Origin of the sequence: Rouxiella aceris, assembly GCF_012933545.1 — a bacterium.
Classification (GTDB): Bacteria; Pseudomonadota; Gammaproteobacteria; order Enterobacterales; family Enterobacteriaceae; genus Rouxiella; species Rouxiella aceris.
Genome location: NZ_JAADJU010000003.1, coordinates 356,594 through 376,534 on the forward strand (window position 1 = coordinate 356,594; position 19,941 = coordinate 376,534).

General features: G+C 52.1%; 12 protein-coding genes. 5 read left to right on the forward strand and 7 right to left on the reverse strand.

Translation table 11 applies throughout. The features are described 5' to 3' along the window. Window positions 1-62: 62 nt before the first annotated feature. Window positions 63-6,119 carry a hypothetical protein gene (locus GW590_RS07640; RefSeq protein WP_169402415.1) on the reverse strand — a complete coding sequence of 2,019 codons (6,057 nt, stop codon included), beginning with the start codon at window positions 6,117-6,119 and terminating at the stop codon, window positions 63-65. A 425-nt stretch (window positions 6,120-6,544) separates the two neighbouring features. Here GW590_RS07640 and GW590_RS07645 point away from each other — a divergent pair, with 425 nt between their 5' ends. Beyond that, the gene (locus tag GW590_RS07645) at window positions 6,545-7,906 is read left to right on the forward strand and encodes a D-amino acid dehydrogenase (protein ID WP_169402416.1); all 1,362 of its coding nucleotides are present in this window, start codon (window positions 6,545-6,547) and stop codon (window positions 7,904-7,906) included. An 81-nt stretch (window positions 7,907-7,987) separates the two neighbouring features. Here GW590_RS07645 and GW590_RS07650 read toward each other — a convergent pair whose 3' ends face one another. Continuing rightward, a complete protein-coding gene (locus tag GW590_RS07650; protein WP_169402417.1) occupies window positions 7,988-9,196 on the reverse strand; it encodes a multidrug effflux MFS transporter in 1,209 nt (402 codons plus the stop codon). Window positions 9,197-9,348: 152 nt separating this feature from the next. Further along, window positions 9,349-10,176, reverse strand: a complete 828-nt coding sequence (gene nadE / locus GW590_RS07655) for an ammonia-dependent NAD(+) synthetase (protein WP_169402418.1) — start codon at window positions 10,174-10,176, stop codon at window positions 9,349-9,351. 493 nt (window positions 10,177-10,669) lie between these two features. Here nadE and GW590_RS07660 point away from each other — a divergent pair, with 493 nt between their 5' ends. Beyond that, complete coding sequence (locus GW590_RS07660) at window positions 10,670-11,434, forward strand: DUF481 domain-containing protein (RefSeq protein WP_169402419.1); 765 nt, start codon at window positions 10,670-10,672, stop codon at window positions 11,432-11,434. Window positions 11,435-11,521: 87 nt separating this feature from the next. Here GW590_RS07660 and GW590_RS07665 read toward each other — a convergent pair whose 3' ends face one another. Together GW590_RS07665 and yeaG are read right to left on the reverse strand one after the other, a co-directional pair. After that, on the reverse strand, window positions 11,522-12,799 hold the full coding sequence (locus GW590_RS07665; protein WP_169402420.1) for a YeaH/YhbH family protein: 1,278 nt from the start codon (window positions 12,797-12,799) through the stop codon (window positions 11,522-11,524). A gap of 52 nt (window positions 12,800-12,851) precedes the next feature. Next, window positions 12,852-14,786, reverse strand: coding sequence for a protein kinase YeaG (gene yeaG, locus GW590_RS07670; RefSeq protein ID WP_169402421.1), 1,935 nt, complete (start codon window positions 14,784-14,786; stop codon window positions 12,852-12,854). Window positions 14,787-15,249: 463 nt separating this feature from the next. Here yeaG and GW590_RS07675 point away from each other — a divergent pair, with 463 nt between their 5' ends. Then, window positions 15,250-15,999, forward strand: a complete 750-nt coding sequence (locus tag GW590_RS07675) for a MipA/OmpV family protein (protein WP_169402422.1) — start codon at window positions 15,250-15,252, stop codon at window positions 15,997-15,999. A 192-nt stretch (window positions 16,000-16,191) separates the two neighbouring features. Further along, on the forward strand, window positions 16,192-17,046 hold the full coding sequence (locus tag GW590_RS07680) for an aldo/keto reductase (protein ID WP_169402423.1): 855 nt from the start codon (window positions 16,192-16,194) through the stop codon (window positions 17,044-17,046). Window positions 17,047-17,085: 39 nt separating this feature from the next. Here the strand turns inward: GW590_RS07680 and GW590_RS07685 are convergent, their stop codons facing one another. Next, window positions 17,086-17,952: a D-hexose-6-phosphate mutarotase gene (locus GW590_RS07685; protein ID WP_169402424.1), complete on the reverse strand. Its 867-nt coding sequence runs from the start codon at window positions 17,950-17,952 to the stop codon at window positions 17,086-17,088. 151 nt (window positions 17,953-18,103) lie between these two features. Further along, window positions 18,104-19,099, reverse strand: coding sequence for a glyceraldehyde-3-phosphate dehydrogenase (gene gapA, locus GW590_RS07690; RefSeq protein ID WP_169402425.1), 996 nt, complete (start codon window positions 19,097-19,099; stop codon window positions 18,104-18,106). Window positions 19,100-19,447: 348 nt separating this feature from the next. Here gapA and msrB point away from each other — a divergent pair, with 348 nt between their 5' ends. Beyond that, window positions 19,448-19,861, forward strand: coding sequence for a peptide-methionine (R)-S-oxide reductase MsrB (gene msrB, locus GW590_RS07695; protein ID WP_169402426.1), 414 nt, complete (start codon window positions 19,448-19,450; stop codon window positions 19,859-19,861). Window positions 19,862-19,941: the final 80 nt, after the last annotated feature.

The following is a 19,941-nucleotide window of genomic DNA, read 5'->3' on the forward strand; positions in this document are numbered from 1 at the left end:
GGGTAAGCCTGGCGACCTCTATTCTGTAGGTGTCAGATTGACACCTACTAAGCACAAAGTAGTTAGTGCCTGGGAATAGTGGCTTCCAGTTGCTGCCGCTCTGTTTCACCCAGTGTCAATATTCGCTCGCGAATATCATTGCGCAGACTATGGGCATATTCCTGAATATCTCCTGTGGTCACCGCCTGAGTCCGGTTGCGGCTGATCAGCGCCGCTGCGGTGGCTTCCGTCATGCAGTAACCTGATTCTGCGATCGGCTGCCACTGATTACCCCCATCCGCCGTGTTAACACGGTAATAAGGATGATCGTTGTCCGGCTTGAGAAAAGTGACATTCTGCTGAGGGTTGGTCCAGGCGTCATAATGATTTCCCTTCTGCTGGATAACCACCAGGCGGCGGCCGCTGTAAATCGCATCCTGCGGCTCAACGATATTGCCGGTTCGCGAATCAATAATCTGACTGATGCCATTATTTTGATGGGTGATCACCAGAAATGCGTTTGCCTGGCGCAGAGTATTGCTGCCGGCAATCAGCCGCGGCATGGCCTCAAACGAAGGGTCAACCCAGGCGCCGGATTGATTAATATTGGCCGCCAGCCAGGCCAGCGGTGAATCCTCGGCAAAGTTTGCCGGTTCCTGTTTGATTTTGATTGCGTGGTCCTGAAGCGGGTTGTCCTCCAGCCATTTGTCGGCATCGGCGGACAGTTTGCCCTGTTTCTTCGATGCCGGGGGATGGGCTATTTTTTTACGCAGCGCCTGCTCCTGAACACCATAATGCTCTGCCATACGCGTTGGCGTGATACCCCAGCTTTCGGCTTCGGCCTGATGGTTGAGGTATAAATGGGCTACTTCCTGCGTTTTTGCCCGATTGGCGGGCAGCGGGTGATTGTCCAGCCAGTGCCTGGCCGCGTCATCCAGCGCCTGTCCGCCGCTGTTTTGTTGCCTGAACTGCAGTACCGCCCGACCCACTTCTTTTGGGTCGAGATAATAGCGCCAGGCCAGATGTTCCAGGGAAATGCCCAGCGATTCGGCTTCAAGACGGCGGTCAAGCCAGAATTGCGCCATCTGCTCCTCTTTTTTGGCGTGATCCATGGCAAAGTGTCGATTGTAGCCGGGACCGTAATCGACAAAATACTCTTCACCGGGTTTTACGTTTTTGCTGGTGACATAAAAGGAAAGGTTTTTACCTACGCGGACGATGGCCACGTTTGGCTCTGCGGCCACCGCCGGGGCATCCCCCAGCCGGTGAGTGTTGATATTGCGCAGTTCATTGCCACTTTCCCAACCGTCGACGATACGTTGCGAAGAGCGGGTTTGCCAGCTATGAGACAGGCTGCGTTCCGTTCCCAGCCGTCGGGTCGCTCTGTTAATGGCCGCTTCTGAGTCATAAAAAACCCCGGCATAGGGACCCAGCACGGTAAACTTTGGCACGGTTGCGCCCGCCTCTGGATTGAAAATCCCGCTGCCCAGATTGATAATATTGCCTTGCTCATCTTCCCGGTGTGAGGGTCGGGACACCATGCGGCGGCTGATTTCCGCACCAAGCTGCGTTTCGTTACTGACCTGGCGGCGGATCTCGGCAATAAGTTGAGCTTTGACGTTGTCGATCTCTTTTTTGCTCATCTTGTTTATCCCATCGAACAGGCCATTCCATGCGAAAAGATTCAGTTCACTGGCATCTTTTATTCCTTCAGCGCGCAGCGTCAGACTATGAGCAAACGCGTGCGGATCCCTGAGGATCGGCAAGCTATTATCCGTTGCCGGGAGATCATCCAGCCGGGAGGGGGAGGGGTTATATATTTCCATCTCGCCGCCATCGTCGTTGAGCAAAATCATTTTAACCGGCCCGCTGGCGTGAGGCGGTGTATCCGTTTCTGTTTTGACCGCAGTTTTCTCGGCCTGCGCACTATTAAGCTTTTGTTCACCGCGTGGTGACAGCCCATTTTTGTTGACCCGCGATGCCCAGGTATTCATATTAATGCCATGTTTGGTGGCATAACCGACAGTACCGCCGACGGCATCCCGCTCTGCCTGCGACATATCCCGCCAGGCTTTCAGATCATCAATTGTTGGTGCCCGAGTCTTGTCCAGTTTGGACAGACCTCTTGTTGACAGCCCATTATTGTGGACGAAAGAGGACCAGGAGCCCTGATTAATGCCATGAGTGGTGGCATAGCCGACAGAACCGCCAAAGGCATCCCGCTCTGGCTGTGGCATATCACGCCAGGTTTTCAGGTCATCGCGGGTGGGGGCCCGCGTTTTAGTCAGTTTTGACTTCCCTTTCAGCGTCAGTCCATCGTTCCTGGCCAGACTTACCCAGGAACCAGGAGTAATACCATGCTTCCTGGCATAGCCTACTGTGCCGCCAGCGGCATCCCGCTCTGGCTGTGACATATCCCGCCAGGTCTTCAGATCATCTTGGGTGGGGGCACGGGTTGTGGTCAGTCTTGACTCGCCTTGGGGGGTCAGTCCATCGTTCCTGGCCAGAGCCCCCCAGGATCCAGGATTAATGCCATGCCGGGTGGCATAGCTGACAGCGCCGCCAGCAGTATCCCGTTGTTCCTGCGTCATATCCCGCCAGGCTTTCAGGTCATCATGGGTCGGTGCCCGGGTTGCGGTCAGTCTTGACTCGCCTAACGCAGCCAGTCCATCATTTTTAGCCAGTTGTGCCCAGGAGCCCTGATTAATGCCATGCCGGGTGGCATAACCGACCGTGCCGCCGACGGCATCCCGCTCTGCCTGTGACATATCCCGCCAGGCTTTCAGGTCATCCACTGTCGGGGTCCGGGTTTTGGTCAGTTTTGACTCTCCTGGCTGAGTCAGTCCGTCACTCTTGACCAGTCGCGACCAGGTACCCGGATTAATGCCGTGCTTCATGGCATAGCTGGCCGCGCCGCCGACGGCATCCCGTTCTGCCTGTGACATATCTCGCCAGGCTTTCAGGTCATCATTGGTCGGTGCCCGGGTTTTGGTCAGTTTTGACTCGCCCTTGAGGGTAAGCCCGTCGTTCCTGGTTAGACTGCCCCAGGTACCCGGATTAATGCCATGTCGGGTGGCATAGCCGACAGTGCCGCCAACGGCATCCCGCTCTGCCTGCGACATATCCCGCCAGGCTTTCAGGTCATCATGGGTCGGTGCCCGGGTTTTGGTCAGTCTTGACTCGCCTGTCGGAGTCAATCCATCGTTCCTGGCCAGATTCCCCCAGGAACCTGGATTTATACCCTGCGTCCTGGCATAGCCAGCTGCGCCCCCGGCCGTCTTGCGTTCTGCCGGTGACATATCGCGCCAGGCTTTCAGGTCCTCATGGCTCGGCGCTCGGGTTTCGATCAGTCTTGACTCGCCTTGTGCAGCCAGTCCGTTGTTCTTGGCCAGTTGCGCCCAAGAGCCCTGATTAATGCCATGTCGGCTGGCATAACCGATCGTGCCGCCGGCTGCATCTCGTTCTGCCTGCGACATATCCCGCCAGGCGATCAGGTCATCATTGGTGGGAGGGCGGGTTTCGATCAGTTTTGATTCTCCTGAAAGTGTCAGTCCATCGCTCTTGACCAGTCGCGACCAGGCACTCTGATTAATGCCATGCTTATTGGCATAGCTGGCTGCGCTACCGGCGGCTTCCCGTTCTGCCGGTGACATATCGCGCCAGGCTTTCAGGTCATCTTGCGTCGGTGCCCGGGTTTTGCTCAGTCTTGACTCGCCTTGTGGGGTAAGCCCCTGGCTCCTGGCCAGCGTCCCCCAGGAACCTGGGTTAATTCCCTGCGTTCTGGCATAGCCGATAGCGCCGCCGACGGCATCCCGTTGTTCCTGTGACATGTCCCGCCAGGCTTTCAGATCATCCACTGTCGGTGCCCGGGTGTTGGTCAGCCTTAATTCGCCTTGCGCGGTAAGTCCATCGCTCTTGGCCAGATTTCCCCAGGAACCCGGGTTAATCCCTTGCGCTCTGGCATAGCCAGTGACACCCCCGGCAGCCTTGCGGTCTGCTGGCGACATATCTCGCCAGGTGATCAGGTCTTCTTCTGTTGGTGCTCTGGCTGGCCGTTTTTCCGGGGGTTCTCCCGTTTTATCCATCGCTGGCCGTTTCCTGGGGCCGCCACCCAATAAGCCGATAACCCGCCCCTGGGCGTCTACCGACTGCCCGCTCTGGGTAAAACTGCGACTTTCCGGCACAAAGCGGTAGACGGTTTTAATCGCCTCATTGTTAATTGCCACGTAGCCAGTGCTTTTACTGCCATCACGGCCGGTAACCTCTATCTCACGGTAATGTCGTTGCTGCAATTCAAGCTGCGTAGGGTGAGCGTTTAACCAGGCGGATTGCTGGGCGGAGGTCATGGTATGCAACTGGCCATCCTTGCCCGCCGTCAGATAGCGTTGCGTTTTTTTATGACCATAAGACTCGCTGACAAAGCTGTTTTCTGCCCGTTTCACTACCGGCATATAGCGAGGGAAGTGCTGTTGCTGCTGCACATAGAGCTGTCCCGTTTCGCTATGTCGCCAGAGATTGGGGTAGTGGCTGTCCCGTTGCAGATGAGGTTCATCAACGGCTTTAGACTCCGCCCAGCGTAGTAGCGGGTTATCAACCAGGGATTTTTTTGCTGCGGTTACTGTGACTTTTTTAAACGCCTTATGCATCACCTGGTCGATGCCTACATCCATAATATCTGCACCGGCGGCGAGGATCTCCTCGGCATCTTCCCTGGTCACTGGCTGATTGAGCAGCGCCTTGCCCAGCAGGGTAAATGCCCAGCTGAAAACATTGACACCAACCGATCCCTTATCCGATGCAATGCCAAAAGCGACATTAAACGCCATGTCTGCCAGCTGGGCGGACAAGCCGCTGACGCTACTATCTTCCGGCCACTGGCCGCTGTGGATAAACGCCGCCAACCTTTCCTGGGCCTGGGCATCGTTCTGCATGCCTTTGATTAGCTCGGTGGCACCCTGAATCGGGTTGCGCATCATATGACCGACCATCAGCAGACGTATTCCCCAGGCTTCGCGTTCGGTAAAAGAGGGGGCGATGGCGGGCTGGGGAGCCGAATAAATATAATATCGACGATGCAGAGGATCCCATTTCACCGGCACGGCCGGCAGACGTCCGCCGTGGTGGATCACCGCTGGCAGGCTTATACTGCCGATTTTAGCAACGATATTATTGGCGACCGGGGCATAGTGGCTGCCGAGCTGGAAATTTTGCACCTTGCTATCTTTTTGTTTTGTGAACCCATACAAACCTGTTTCTGCCAGCAGGGTTAGCAGGGTGGCAATATGGGCGGCAGAGAAAAGCGGAGTCCACTCTCCGCTGCTGTTATTGCGTACAATTTGCAGCGGTGGCCAGTCGCTCGCCGATAATCCGGGCGGGGTTTTAATAAAAAAGCCATCGATTGGCGGTTGCCTGGCTACTCGCGGTGCTCCGTTGGCGAGGCCTTTTTGCTGGCTGTTGGCAATCGCCAGCGGCGGTTTTATCTTGTGCTCTTCCACAGGAAAATTGCGGCCATGGATATGCACATAACTCTCTTTTCCCTCGCTGATTAATTGGGTTTTTGGATCAAGAACCCCGGCCAGCGGTTTGCCGTGATAGGCATAAAGGCTTTCTGCCATGGCGAAGAGAACCGCATTGGGTTCCACGGTCCAGGTCCCGGGTTTGCTATCTGCAATGACTTTTAACGGCGGATACCCCGGCTGGGTCAGCGCCTTACTCCAGTTTTCCAGCACCGGAAAACTGTGCCAACGCAGCAGATAACGGCGTGTCGATTCCACCTGATGGCCGGGTATCAGATCATTTTCGCTGCTGCGCACATTAAAAATCCCCTCTTGCTGATCGTTGGACAATGGCCGATCGCTGACCGCCTTGTCGGGATAAACGCTGGTGTCAAGGGCATAGGGTGAGAGGTTGCTATGGCGAACATGTTCAAATAACAAGCTGCCATTGGTCTGCAGAGTGAGAGTATGGGCGGCGAGGGTATCGTTGCCGGTAGGGTCCGGCGTTTTGCTGACCGGCGGGCTGGTGTTGGCAGGAAAGGTGCGTTTGGCGAGGAGTGGGCGAATGGGATGTGGATCAGCAATAGCATTCTCATCAGGTCGCATCAATCGGGGGTCGTTGGAACGAGTAACGGGCGATGACATAACAGAGACTCCTTGAAGAGCAGGGTTGGTGTTGTCAGGTGTTTCAGGACGGATTTGGCAGGGTTTTAGGAAAGCTATTGTTATCTGTGGGTGGAAAATACCTGTCGCCGGTTCCCGGCTGCCAAAGCCGTTAAGCGTAATGGTTTAGAGAATATTATTTTGATGGGGTTGTTTGGCGTATTGTTCCGAAATAATGACAATTTATTAGTGTTATATGCTAATTATGGTTGCGATCTTTTCTTGCCGAAGAAACTGCTAACAAAACAGTTATTACCTGCAATTATGTGGTGTTTTTCTTATTCAAGCCGAAAAAAGAGCGATGTCATGTTATTTAATTGCAGCTATTGAAAAAAAATCTACTTTGAACGATAACTGTCTGTGAAATTATTCACAGTTCCGACGGTGTGAGTGGCTCAGTACAGCAAATGACTCAAACTTCACCTTCAGAATATTATGCTATACACAGCGTTAAAATGGAGTCGAGTATGCGAGTGGTGATTTTGGGCGGTGGAGTCGTTGGTGTCGCCAGTGCATGGTATCTGGCAAAAGCGGGTCATCAGGTGACGGTTATCGATCGCCAACCCGGTCCGGCAGAAGAAACCAGTGCAGGCAATGCCGGTCAGATTTCACCAGGTTATGCGGCACCCTGGGCAGCACCTGGCGTGCCGCTCAAAGCTATTAAATGGATGTTTCAGCGTCATGCGCCCCTGGCTATCCGCCTTGATGGCAGCAGTACGCAACTCAAATGGATGTGGCAAATGCTGCGTAACTGCGATATGCGCCATTATCAAACCAATAAAAGCCGCATGGTGCGGCTGGCGGAATATAGTCGCGACTGTATAAAAGCGCTGCGTGAAGATACCGGCATTCAGTACGAAGGGCGACAGGGCGGGACTCTGCAACTATTTCGCACCGAGCAACAGTTTGCCAGCGCTGCCAAGGATATTGCGGTACTGAAAGAGGCCGGGGTTCCCTACCAGTTGCTGGAGTCCAGCCAGTTGGCCAGTGCCGAACCGGCGTTGGCGCAGGTGGCGCATAAGCTTACTGGCGGCCTGCGTCTGCCCAATGATGAAACCGGAGACTGTCAGCTGTTTACTCGCCAGTTGGCTGAGATGGCACGTCAGGCTGGCGTCACCTTTGAATTCAATAAAAATGTTGATCGGCTATGGGTAGAAAATGGTCAGATTGCCGGGGTGCAATGTGGCAATGAGACGGTCAAGGCCGATGCTTACGTGGTGGCATTCGGGTCTTACTCTACCGCGCTGTTGGCTGATTTAGTGAGTATTCCCGTCTATCCCCTGAAAGGATACTCACTCACGATCCCGATTAGCGATGAAAGCGCCGCGCCGTTTTCTACGGTGCTGGATGAAACCTATAAAATTGCCATCACCCGCTTTGATCAACGCATTCGTGTTGGCGGTATGGCCGAGATTGTCGGTTTTAACACCCAATTGGTAAAAGCGCGCCGCGCTACTCTGGAGATGGTCGTGCGCGATCTCTATCCCAACGGCGGGCGTATCGAGGATGCCACCTTCTGGACCGGACTGCGTCCAATGACCCCCGACGGTACGCCAATTGTCGGTAAAACAGCGTTTAAAAATCTCTATCTCAATACCGGCCACGGTACCCTGGGCTGGACCATGGCCTGTGGTTCCGGACAGTTGCTGGCGGATATCATCTCGGGCGTGACCCCGGCCATTGCCTCCGATGATCTGGCAGTGTCTCGTTATCGCCCGGGTTTTGTCTCTCCGTCTGAGCGTGAGCAGAAAATATATCCGGCAAGCTAAGGTCCGGTTGGTGGAGTTCCTTGTCGGCAAGGATGCCCGGGTTAATCGCCGGGTATCCGCAATATTTCCCTAATCCCCTTTTTAGCCCAAGGTTTCTGGTGATAGCGCTCTGAGTGTTCCCTTGACCCTTTTACTGCGTCGTTTTGCCGCCCAGGCCAGTACAAACGCCGTCAGCATCACTAACGCCAGGCTGGCTTTCGGCGGCAAGGGCAACGCCATGGCAATCAGGCCGAGGGCGGCACCACCGGCCATCTGTACAAACCCCACTAATGCCGAGGCGATCCCGGCCTGACTGGAGTAAGGTTCGAGGGCATAGCTGGTTGCCGGGCCGATAACAAAGGCCAGACCGGCACAGGCGCTGGCTACCGGCACCATATACACCCAGGTAGCCAGCTGGAGTTGTGCAGGTAACAGCACCAAGCCAGCCAGCAGACCACTGCCGCCAATCAACATTAACAGGCCACCGATCGTCAGGCATAGCGGACGCCCCAGCTTGCGGATAATGCGGTTGGCAATAAAACTCATCAGCATGATCCAAAAACCGTTCGCGCCAAATACCAGCGAGAACTGGAGCGGCGTCAGGCCGCCGCGACTCATTAATACACCGGGGGCCAGCGAGACATAGGTTAACGCCATGCCCATCGCCCCGGCATTGACCAGCGCAAAGATCAAAAAGTTTTTGTCCCGCAATATGCCGATATATTGCCCCACCGGCAGACGGCCAACCTGTTGTGTATTGGCCGGGCGTGTTTCTGCGAGAAAGGCCAACACCAGCAACAACGCCATCAGCGTATAACCGAGCAATGCCCAAAAGGGCGCACGCCAGCCATAATATTGCGCAATCAGCCCGCCGATCAGCGGGGCCAAGGCTGGAACGATATTCAGCGTGCCGTTGAGAAAACCAAAGGCGCGGGCGGCGTCATCTCCTTGCAGGCGATCGCGCACGCTGCTGAAAACCACCACCGAGGTACAGCAAACCGCCAGGCTTTGTACCACCCGTGAAGCCATAAACATCGGCGCATTTACCGAGGTGGCGGCTATTGTCACTCCCAGCATATAAAGCATGATGCCGGCAATGGCGATCGGTCGGCGGCCATAACGATCGACCAACGGGCCAGCTAACAATTGACCGAGACCCAGCACCAAAATAAACAACGAAATGGAGGCCTGGATAACGCTTTCGCTGCTGCCCAAACCAAGGGCAATAGCCGGAATGGCCGGCAGATAGAGATCGATACCCAGCGGGCCCAATAACACCAGGGTCAATAACAGAAAAAGAAATTTTTGCATAGTCTTGCGGTGCGTCCATTCTACAAAGGGCAACAAGAGTAATGATTTTGTGAATAATTGCAAACTGCTGTGTTAAATAGAGGGCAAGGAAACGACCAGATGAGAAAGGCCAGAACACGGCGTAGCATGTCCTGGCCAGATAACGCAGGGATTTATTTCTTCCAGAAATCGTCGAATACCGTTACCGGCGGCTGGCGTTTATGCTCGGTACGCAGATACCAGTTTTCAATAATGGTGGCGTATTGCGGTTCCAGTGTTTTGCCTTCCAGATAATCATCAATCAGCTCATAGGTAACGCCGAGCGCCACTTCATCCGGCAGAGCGGGACGGTTGTCTTCCAGGTCAGCGGTGGGTGCCTTGGTATACAGATGGGCCGGACAGCCCAAATGCTTGAGCAGGGCTTTACCCTGGCGCTTGTTAAGGCGGAAAATCGGGTTGATATCGGTGCCGCCATCGCCATACTTGGTAAAAAATCCGGTAACCGCTTCCGCTGCATGGTCGGTGCCGACCACCACACCGGCTTTCATACCAGCAATACTGTATTGCGCTTTCATGCGTTCGCGGGCTTTTTCATTGCCTTTGATAAAATCGCTCAGCTCAATGCCAATCTCACGCAATGTCGCTTCGCTAGCCAACACTGCATTTTTGATGTTAACCGTTAACACTTGATCTGGCTTGATAAAACTGATGGCATCGAGGCAGTCGGCTTCATCGGCCTGAACGCCATACGGCAGGCGAACGGCAATAAACTGATAGCCTGCATCCGGCGACTCCTGACGTAACTCGTTAATTGCCGTTTGGCAAAGTTTACCGGTAAGAGTAGAATCCTGCCCGCCGCTTATGCCAAGTACCAATGACTTTATAAATGGGTGAGCGCGCAGGTAAGTTTTTAGGAAATCCACGCTGACGCGAACTTCCTGCTCTGCATCGATTTGGGGTTTAACATGCAGAGCCTGGATAATCTCTTGCTGAAGTGCCATGACCATTCCTCCTGAAGCTGCCAGCGAAAACCGCGGCAAAGAATTCTGTTTAATGTGCGATAGTTTAAAACTAACCTGCTCTGGAGAAAAGGACAAGGTACAGAGCCGGCTTGACAGGAAATTGTGCCGATCGGGGCAGTGACGCAGTCGTCGATGGGCGAGTGCAACAAGGATTGGCAGTGAAAGTGCGGTCTGTAAGGGAATAAAAACAGAACATTGGCTATATTCGCAACTGATTACAGACAGCGAATTTATTAGTCAAAGCGTAATGTTTTTGTATGTATCTATTTCAAAAGATATATAACCCTAAGAATGCGCTAAAACGCAGCGGTAAAAAGGGATATTTCCGCGTTAATGCTGTATATTGGTTGGCTGTTAATTATGCAAATGCCACGTAAAGGATCTGCAGGCCTGATTGAGGGAATTCAATTAATGGCATAATTATTCGTCGGCAACATGTCGTTATTTGCCTTAAATCTATTGGGGAAACAAAATGTTTTTTCGGGTTGTTCGTCATTTACCAGCCTGCGCTATCGTTTGTGGTGCGGCGCTGTTTAGTCTTTCAAGTCTCGCCGATACCAGCGTGTTCACCGCGTTAGACGATCCTGCCACCGCCAAGAAAAGCTTTGATGGTAACGTTCAGGCGGGTTATAGCGCGCAAACGGGTAATACCAGCAACTCGAGCCTGAGCGCTGATACCACCATGACCTGGTTCCAGACCAACACCGCCTACAGCCTGTGGGGTTCGGCGCGTAACGCTTCTTCATCAGGTGTGCGTTCTTCTGAAAAGTATCAGGCCGGTGGCCGTTCTCGTTATAATATGGACGATCAGAACTACCTGTTTGCACAGGGTGACTGGTTAAGCGACCGTTATAACGGTTATCGCTCCCGTGATACCGCTACTGCCGGTTACGGTCGTCAGATTTGGAGTGGTCCAGTTCATACACTGAACCTCGAAGCAGGTCCGGGTGTCCGTCACGATGAGTACCAGCAGGGTGGCAATACCACCAAAGCTATCGCTTATGGCTCTGGTACTTACAGCTATAAAATCAGTGACACCGCGAAATTCAGCGAAGGTGTTTCTGTGTTAGCCAATGACGATACCACCATCAACTCAGAGACTGCGCTGATTGTTGCTATCAACAAAAGCTTCTCACTGAAGCTGGCTTATGATGTAACTTATAACACCAAGCCACCTGCCAGTGCGCCGGATAAAACCGACACTGTGACCTCGATTAATCTGGTCTACGGTTTGTAAGTTTCAAATAGTCAGTACGATAAAGCCAGCATCTCTGCTGGCTTTTTTATTGCTGCTGGAGTACCGCTAACCCAGGGTAACGATGGGTTAATTATCAACCGTTTGCTTGTGGAAAAGCTCACGAAATACCGGATAAATATCTTCTGGTTCACGAATATGCTGCATGGCAAAGTTATCAAACTGCTGTTGCAACACCTCATATTCACGCCACAGGGTTTGATGAGCCCGGCGGGTGATTTCGATATAGCTGTAATAACGCACCATGGGCAGTAATTTCTGTGCCAGGAGTTGATGGCACAGCGGTGAATCATCGGCCCAGTTATCGCCGTCCGACGCCTGCGCGGCGTAGATATTCCATTGCGCAGGATCGTAGCGCTCCTGGATCACCTCATCCATCAGCTTCAACGCACTGGAGACGATGGTGCCCCCGGTTTCCTGAGAGTAGAAGAACTCTTGCTCATCCACTTCTTTTGCCTGGGTATGGTGACGGATATAGACCACGTCGACGTTTTTATAGGTCCGGCTCAGGAAAAGATAGAGCAGGATATAGAAACGCTTGGCCATATCCTTGGTGGCCTGATCCATCGAGCCCGAAACGTCCATTAAGCAGAACATCACCGCCTGGCTGGACGGTTCCGGACGACGTTCAAAGTTTTTATAGCGCAGGTCAAAGGTATCGATAAAAGGGACTTTGGCGATTTTTTGCCGCAGTTCGGCGATCTCTTTTCTGATCCTTTCTTCTTCCAACAGTTGCGCAGGTTCACTGTTTTCAACCTCGGCGAGGTCATTTTCCAGTTCGCGCAACGCCCGTTTTTTCCCTGCTGACATTGCCGTTCGGCGCGCCAGCGAGTTTTGCAAAGAACGTACAACGCTAATATTGGCCGGCACACCGTTGGAGGTGAACCCGGAGCGATGGGTTTTGAATTCGGTAAGCTGCTTATACTGATTTTTTTTCAGGTTGGGCAGCGCCAAATCTTCGAACAGCAAATCGAGATATTCATCTTTTGAAATCTGGAACGAAAACTCGTCCTGGCCTTCGCCATCCTGACCGGCTTCACCCTGACCGCCGCCACCCCCTCCACCGCCGCCCTGCGGGCGGTCGATATGATCGTGAGGCACAAAGTGATCGTTACCTGGATGAACGCGGTGGCGTAATCCACCGCGGCCCTGATGAAACATGGGTTCGTTGATATCTTCAATGGGGATCGACACTGACTCCCCACTGCTAACGTCGGTAACCGAACGCTTATTGATGGCCTCGGCAATCGACTGTTTGATTTGCGACTTATAGCGGCGTAAAAAGCGCTGGCGGTTAACCGCGCTTTTATTCTTGCCATTCAGTCGACGGTCAATAAAGTAAGTCATATAGCCCCCAAACAACGTTGCCAACGATCCCCGCATTGCTGAAAGTTGATTATTACGATGATTTCCTCACGCGCAGATACCATTCACAAAGCAGACGCACCTGTTTACGTGTATATCCTTTCTCCATCATTCGGTCGACAAAGTCATCGTGTTTTTTCTGTTCATCGGTCGACGTTTTGGCGTTAAAGGAGATAACAGGCAGTAACTCTTCGGTATTAGAGAACATTTTTTTCTCGATAACCGTGCGCAATTTCTCGTAACTGGTCCAGTTCGGATTACGGCCGCTGTTGTTGGCACGGGCACGCAGCACGAAATTGACGATTTCATTACGGAAATCTTTAGGGTTACTGATACCTGCCGGTTTCTCGATTTTTTCCAGTTCGGCGTTCAGTGACTCACGGTCAAACAGCTGGCCGGTATCGGGATCGCGATACTCCTGATCCTGGATCCAGAAGTCGGCATAAGTGACGTAGCGGTCAAAAATATTCTGTCCATATTCCGAGTAGGACTCAAGATAGGCAGTCTGGATCTCTTTGCCGATAAATTCGGCGTATTTCGGGATCAGATAGCCTTTCAGGTGCTCCAGATACTTCTCGGCAATGTCCTGCGGGAACTGTTCACGTTCAATCTGCTGTTCAAGCACATAGAACAAATGCACCGGGTTGGCTGCCACTTCGGCATGATCAAAGTTAAACACCCGAGACAGAATTTTAAAGGCGAAGCGGGTGGATAACCCGTTCATGCCTTCGTCTACGCCAGCGTAATCGCGATATTCCTGATACGACTTGGCTTTTGGATCGGTATCTTTCAGGCTTTCACCGTCATACACTCGCATTTTGGAGAAAATGCTCGAGTTTTCCGGGGTTTTCAGCCGCGAAAGGATGGAGAAACGTGCCAGGGTTTCCAGCGTGCCAGGGGCGCAAGGGGCATGCACCAGCTCACTGTTGCTCAGCAGTTTGTCGTAAATCTTCATCTCTTCCGATACGCGCAGGCAGTACGGCACCTTGACGATATAAACACGGTCTAGGAAGGCTTCGTTATTCTTGTTGTTACGGAAGGTCACCCACTCGGATTCGTTGGAGTGAGCAAGAATAATACCGTTAAACGGCAGGGCAGAGATGCCTTCGGTACCGTTGTAGTTACCTTCCTGGGTTGCCGTCAGTAATGGGTGCAAGACTTTGATCGGCGCTTTAAACATTTCGACGAATTCCATCACCCCCTGGTTGGCACGGCACAGAGCACCGGAGTAACCGTAGGCGTCGGGATCGTTTTGCGCATGGTTTTCGAGTTTACGAATATCCACTTTACCCACCAGCGCCGAAATATCCTGATTGTTCTCGTCACCTGGTTCGGTTTTGGCAATCGCAATCTGTTCGAGGATCGATGGCCAGACTTTAACGACTCTGAACTTGGTGATATCACCGCCAAATTCATGCAGGCGTTTGGCTGCCCATGGCGACATGATGGTGCCGAGATAGCGGGTAGGGATGTTGTATTCTTTTTCAAGAATATGTGCATCTTCCTGCGGGTTAAACAGGCACAGAGGATGATCGTTTACCGGGCTGCGTTCGCCGTTGGCGCTCAGCACATAAATCGGTACCCGTTGCATCAGGGATTTTAGGCGTTCGGCCAACGACGATTTACCGCCGCCTACCGGGCCCAGTAAATACAGGATCTGTTTCTTTTCTTCCAGCCCTTGAGCCGCATGTTTCAGATAAGAGACAATCTGCTCAATGGCATCTTCCATACCATAGAATTCTTCAAAGGCAGGATAGCGCGCAACAACCCGGTTGGAGAATAGACGCGACAGGCGTGGTTCAAGCGCGGTGTCGACCATGACAGGTTCACCTATTGCCATCAACAGGCGTTCCGCGGCATTAACATAAGCACTGCGATCTTGCCGAGCGATGGTAAGAAATTCCTGCAGTGTGAACTCTTCATCCTTGGCAGCTTCATAGCGCTGGCGATAATGGTCAAATATGTTCATAGATGCCCGTCCTTCGTTATTTAGCACAGGTTAAAGAGAGCCAGTAAAGCGGTGATGCAGCTCCCGGAAGAAAGTATCCCCAGTCTGATTACAGCAACCCTTATGCCAACTTGTTGAAGCGCTACTTTCTTGCGTAGCGTCTTGGTGATTGCCATAAGCAACACCAGCGGGTTACTTCTCAGTTGAGTCTTTCTCCTATCTATAAGCGTAGTTTGCCCTTTGAAAAATTTCCTCTGCCAAATTTGTGTTTTTTAAGCCATATCAATGACTCAGTTAGGGATATCTCGCTTTCAGGCCTTGCGGCACGGGGGATGCGGCAAATATGAGCAAATTTTCGTCATAATTTTTTAATATTAAGCATATAAATTATTCTGTTACTTTAGGTTTTAGTGCCTAATCTCTGGCGCTGGCCGGGGGATCATTTACACTAACGCTGATTTTTACTTTTTACGGATGAAATTCAATGAAAGCTCTCCCTATCAAGGCGCTGCCTGTTGCTGCGCTGTTGGCCTTACTGAGTCAGTCTGCCCAGGCTGATAGCTGGTCTTTGGGTGCTTCGGCCCTGGTCAGTCCCGATCCTTATCGCGGCTATGACACCAAATTCTTTCCGGTGCCAATCATCAATTATGAAGGGGACAGCTTTTACTTCCGTTCATTGATGGCGGGTTATTACCTGTGGAAAGACCAACAAAATCAGCTCAGTCTGGTGGCCGGTTACAACCCTTTTGGTTTTAAACCGAGCGACAGCGATGACGAACAGATGAAACGGCTGGATAAGCGCCGCGGTACATTGATGGCGGGGGTGGCTTTTTCTCATCAGGAACAGTGGGGCACTCTGCGGACCTCATTAACCGGCGACACCCTCAATAACAGCAATGGGATGGTCGGCGATCTGGCCTATCTTTATACCTTTAAAGGCGATAACTGGGCGTTGGTTCCGGGTCTGGGGCTGACCTGGAACAGTGCCAATCAGAATAAATACTACTATGGGATCAGCGGTGCCGAGTCGCGCCGCAGCGGTCTGGACAGTTATCAGCCGGGTGACAGTTTCAATCCTTACCTTGAACTCTCTGCGCGCTATAATTTCACACCGCAGTGGCAAGCATTCTTCACCGGACGTTATATTCGCCTGGCGACGGAAGTGACCGATAGTCCAATGGTGGATAAATCTTATACCGGCGTGGTCTGGACTGGCATAACCTATAACTTCTGATGGCGTAATGCACTCTAATGGTGCTTGTCGCGTTCTAAAATGGGGCATTTTGCCCCATTTGCACATCTGTAGTGCAGAAGGAGTGGCGACGCCGATTTTGCGATCGTCCTCACGTTATGGTTGGAATAGGGCGAGGCTTGGCCAGTGGCCACTCTCGCTGTCCGTCACTAAAGAGTTGAACAGGAGCAATTGATGAGCGTGAAAACCGTGCAGTTCCCCAATGGTAGTCAGGTTCCCGCTATCGGCCAGGGTACCTGGTTTATGGGCGAGCGAGATTCGGCGTTTCGTTCTGAAGTCAACGCGTTACAGCAGGGAATCGATCTGGGGATGACGCTGATTGATACCGCGGAAATGTATGCCGACGGCGGCGCAGAGCGCGTGGTAGCTCAAGCCATTGCCGGGCGACGTGAGTCGGTATATCTGGTGTCGAAAGTCTATCCTCATCATGCCGGTGGCACGAAAGCTGTTCAGGCCTGTGAGCAAAGTTTGCAGCGTCTTAAAACCGACTACATTGACCTCTATCTGTTGCACTGGCGTGGAACGATCCCGTTACAAGATACCGTGGTGGCAATGCAAACCTTGCAACAGGCCGGCAAAATTCGCCAGTGGGGCGTATCGAATCTGGACGTTGCCGATCTGCAAGAGCTGTGGCAAATCGAAGGGGGACGTGCCTGTATGACCGATCAGGTGCTGTATCATGCCGCATCGCGCGGTATTGAATATGACTTGTTGCCCTGGTGTCGACAGCAGCAGATACCGCTAATGGCCTATTGCCCACTAGCGCAGGCGGGAGGTTTGCAACATGATGTATTGTCGCATCCGGTGATGCAGCAACTGGCGCGAGCAAGAAATGTCAGTAGTGCGCAAATCGCACTGGCCTGGGTGACTCGCTTTGACAATATTATCGCCATCCCCAAAGCGGTACGTCCTGAACATGTGCAAGACAATGCTGCGGCGCTAACCCTACAACTGGATGCGCAGGAAATTGCGCTGATTGAGCAGGTCTTTCCGGCCCCTACAGGGAAAACGATGCTGGACATGGTTTGACAGGCAGGGACGAGCTGGTACCCGTCCCCTTGAGGCGGGTTATTTTACGGCGATGATCATAGCCAGACGTGCTGGCTCAGCCGAGGTACTGATTTGTGACGCGGTAACCGCAGCTGTTTCAACACAGACCATGGTTTTATAGCCGTCGTCGGCCATATCTTTCATTGATACGGAATTCTTTTCGCCCGGATTCCAGCTCACCACATCACTGTTATGTTTGTGAGTGACGCTGATAGTGCGGTCAAATACGGGGTCGACAATTCGGCTTTCAGCTTCTGGCGCGGTGTAGATGCGGTCAGTCTGCCCATCAAACGTCAACGCACCCTGCTGCTGAGCGGTGATCCCGCCTGCAACTTTATCAATATGCGGCTGGCCAAGGCCTTCGACTTTGATCTTGGCAATATCGCCAATTTCAAAATAGGCATGCAGTGCGCTGGTGGTTTCAAAATCACCGTGGGATTCCAGTTCGATGCTGCATTGATCGCCAAAGGTGAAATGCGCATGCAAAGTGAACGCGTGTGGCCACAGTTTACGTGTTTCTTCGCTGTCTTTAAGCGTCAGCGTCAGATTGACACCCTGGTCATCTTCGCTATGAGCGGTAACCTGCCAAGGCAGAAGACGCGCAAAACCGTGAGGAGGCTGACCCGCAGGACCAAACCACGGCCAGCAGACAGGCACGCCTCCGCGAATGGCAACGCCAGGCTGGAAAGGAGTCTCACTGCTTAACCAAATCACCGGTTTTTCGCCGGTAGGTTGCCAGGCAAGGAGATGTGCACCTTGCAGCGTAATGGCGGCGCGACCTTTGGCATGTGAAATGGCCAGCATAGGCAGATCGGCGATCTGGCACTCACTGATGGCAGGTGAAAGTTGTTTTAATACCGGAAGGGTAAAGAGTTGTTCGGTCATGGTAAAGTCCTGTGCAATGTCTGATAAAAACCAGTCGGTGTCCGCGAGGATCCGGAACACTGTCTAAGACAGGGGTAAACTGACGGGAACCAATTGCAAAGAAAAGGGCGACTTCACGTCGCCCTTTGTCAGTTCACCACATCAACTAAACTTATTTAGAGATATGAGAAATCAGGTCCAGAACTTTGTTTGAGTAGCCAGTTTCGTTGTCATACCAAGAAACCAGTTTCACAAAGTTGTCGTTCAGTGCGATACCTGCTTTAGCATCAAAGATTGAAGTCAGTGCTTCACCGTTGAAATCGGTAGAAACAACGTCATCTTCGGTATAGCCCAGAACGCCTTTCATTTCGCCTTCTGAAGCAGCCTTGATTACTGCACAAATTTCTTTGTAAGTAGCAGGTTTTTCCAGACGTGCAGTCAGGTCAACAACGGAAACGTTAGGAGTAGGTACGCGGAAAGCCATACCGGTCAGTTTGCCGTTCAGAGCTGGGATAACTTTACCTACTGCTTTAGCAGCACCGGTAGAAGAAGGGATGATGTTCTGAGATGCGCCGCGGCCGCCGCGCCAGTCTTTGTGAGACGGGCCATCAACGGTTTTCTGAGTTGCGGTAGTTGCATGAACAGTGGTCATCAGCGCTTCAACGATACCGAAGTTGTCGTTGATAACTTTAGCCAAAGGTGCCAGGCAGTTAGTAGTACAAGAAGCGTTAGAAACGATTTCCTGGCCTGCGTATGCTTTATGGTTCACGCCCATAACGAACATAGGGGTGTCATCTTTAGATGGGCCAGTCAGAACAACTTTCTTGGCGCCTGCAGTGATGTGTTTACGTGCAGTTTCGTCAGTCAGGAACAGACCAGTTGCTTCAGCAACTACGTCAACGTTGACTTCGTTCCATTTCAGGTTAGCTGGATCACGCTCAGCGGTAACACGGATGGTTTTGCCGTTAACAACCAGATGACCGTCTTTAACTTCAACAGTGCCTTCGAAGCGACCGTGAGTTGAGTCATACTTCAGCATGTATGCCATGTAGTCAGCGTCTAACAGGTCGTTGATAGCAACGATTTCGATGTCAGAACGTTCTTGCGCGGCACGGAAAACGATACGGCCGATACGGCCAAAACCGTTGATACCTACTTTGATAGTCATATATTCCACCAGCTATTTTTTCGTGAATAAAAGGTTGGTTGTAAAATTACAAAAACCTTGGATAGCGTCAAGCGGAATCGTGTCAATAGTTGCGATAAGTCAAAGCTTGCAGCTGTGATCGTTCGCTTATTGTACGTTCCGTTTTTGAATCAACTGTCAGACATATTGGGGTTAATTGCAGAGTATTAAACTCCCCACGAATCAAATATGTGATCACCATCACATATGTTTCTGCCCCAGCGCGAATGCTATACAGTTTAGGGCAAAACGAACTGACGCGTTGTTAATTTTTTGTTATAATGGACAGTTATTTTAGTTGATTTTTCTATCTCGCAGAGAACCGCAAATATGGTCAACGACGCCAAAGACATCAGTAACCCCCCACAACTGACTGATATTCAGAAATATGTCACTCAGGAACGTGGCACCGAACGCCCTTACACCGGTAAACTATTGCACAATAAACGCGAGGGTATTTATCATTGCCTGTGCTGCAATGCGCCGCTTTTTTACTCTGACAGTAAATACGATTCCGGCTGCGGCTGGCCGAGTTTTTACCAGCCGGTAACTCACGATGCCATTGAGTATCTCACCGATAACTCTCATGGTATGGAGCGTGTAGAAATCCGCTGTGCCAACTGTGATGCCCACCTGGGACATGTTTTTCCCGACGGTCCGCAGCCAACCGGTGAGCGCTACTGCGTCAATTCTGCGTCGATGAGTTTTACCGACCAGCAAAATGGTGAAAAAACCGCCGGTTAACCCCGGCTGGTGCCAAGTGTGGACAAGCTGTAACTTACACAACAAAATCGATTCAGCCATTATTCCTTTGATAAGAATAA

What these genes read in the sequence shown, in the direction of transcription:
- GW590_RS07640 (WP_169402415.1), bottom strand. Translation starts at nt 6,119, where the DNA reads ATGTCATCGCCCGTTACTCGTTCCAACGACCCCCGATTGATGCGACCT.
- GW590_RS07645 (WP_169402416.1), top strand. Translation starts at nt 6,545, where the DNA reads ATGACTCAAACTTCACCTTCAGAATATTATGCTATACACAGCGTTAAA.
- GW590_RS07650 (WP_169402417.1), bottom strand. Translation starts at nt 9,196, where the DNA reads ATGCAAAAATTTCTTTTTCTGTTATTGACCCTGGTGTTATTGGGCCCG.
- nadE (WP_169402418.1), bottom strand. Translation starts at nt 10,176, where the DNA reads ATGGCACTTCAGCAAGAGATTATCCAGGCTCTGCATGTTAAACCCCAA.
- GW590_RS07660 (WP_169402419.1), top strand. Translation starts at nt 10,670, where the DNA reads ATGTTTTTTCGGGTTGTTCGTCATTTACCAGCCTGCGCTATCGTTTGT.
- GW590_RS07665 (WP_169402420.1), bottom strand. Translation starts at nt 12,799, where the DNA reads ATGACTTACTTTATTGACCGTCGACTGAATGGCAAGAATAAAAGCGCG.
- yeaG (WP_169402421.1), bottom strand. Translation starts at nt 14,786, where the DNA reads ATGAACATATTTGACCATTATCGCCAGCGCTATGAAGCTGCCAAGGAT.
- GW590_RS07675 (WP_169402422.1), top strand. Translation starts at nt 15,250, where the DNA reads ATGAAAGCTCTCCCTATCAAGGCGCTGCCTGTTGCTGCGCTGTTGGCC.
- GW590_RS07680 (WP_169402423.1), top strand. Translation starts at nt 16,192, where the DNA reads ATGAGCGTGAAAACCGTGCAGTTCCCCAATGGTAGTCAGGTTCCCGCT.
- GW590_RS07685 (WP_169402424.1), bottom strand. Translation starts at nt 17,952, where the DNA reads ATGACCGAACAACTCTTTACCCTTCCGGTATTAAAACAACTTTCACCT.
- gapA (WP_169402425.1), bottom strand. Translation starts at nt 19,099, where the DNA reads ATGACTATCAAAGTAGGTATCAACGGTTTTGGCCGTATCGGCCGTATC.
- msrB (WP_169402426.1), top strand. Translation starts at nt 19,448, where the DNA reads ATGGTCAACGACGCCAAAGACATCAGTAACCCCCCACAACTGACTGAT.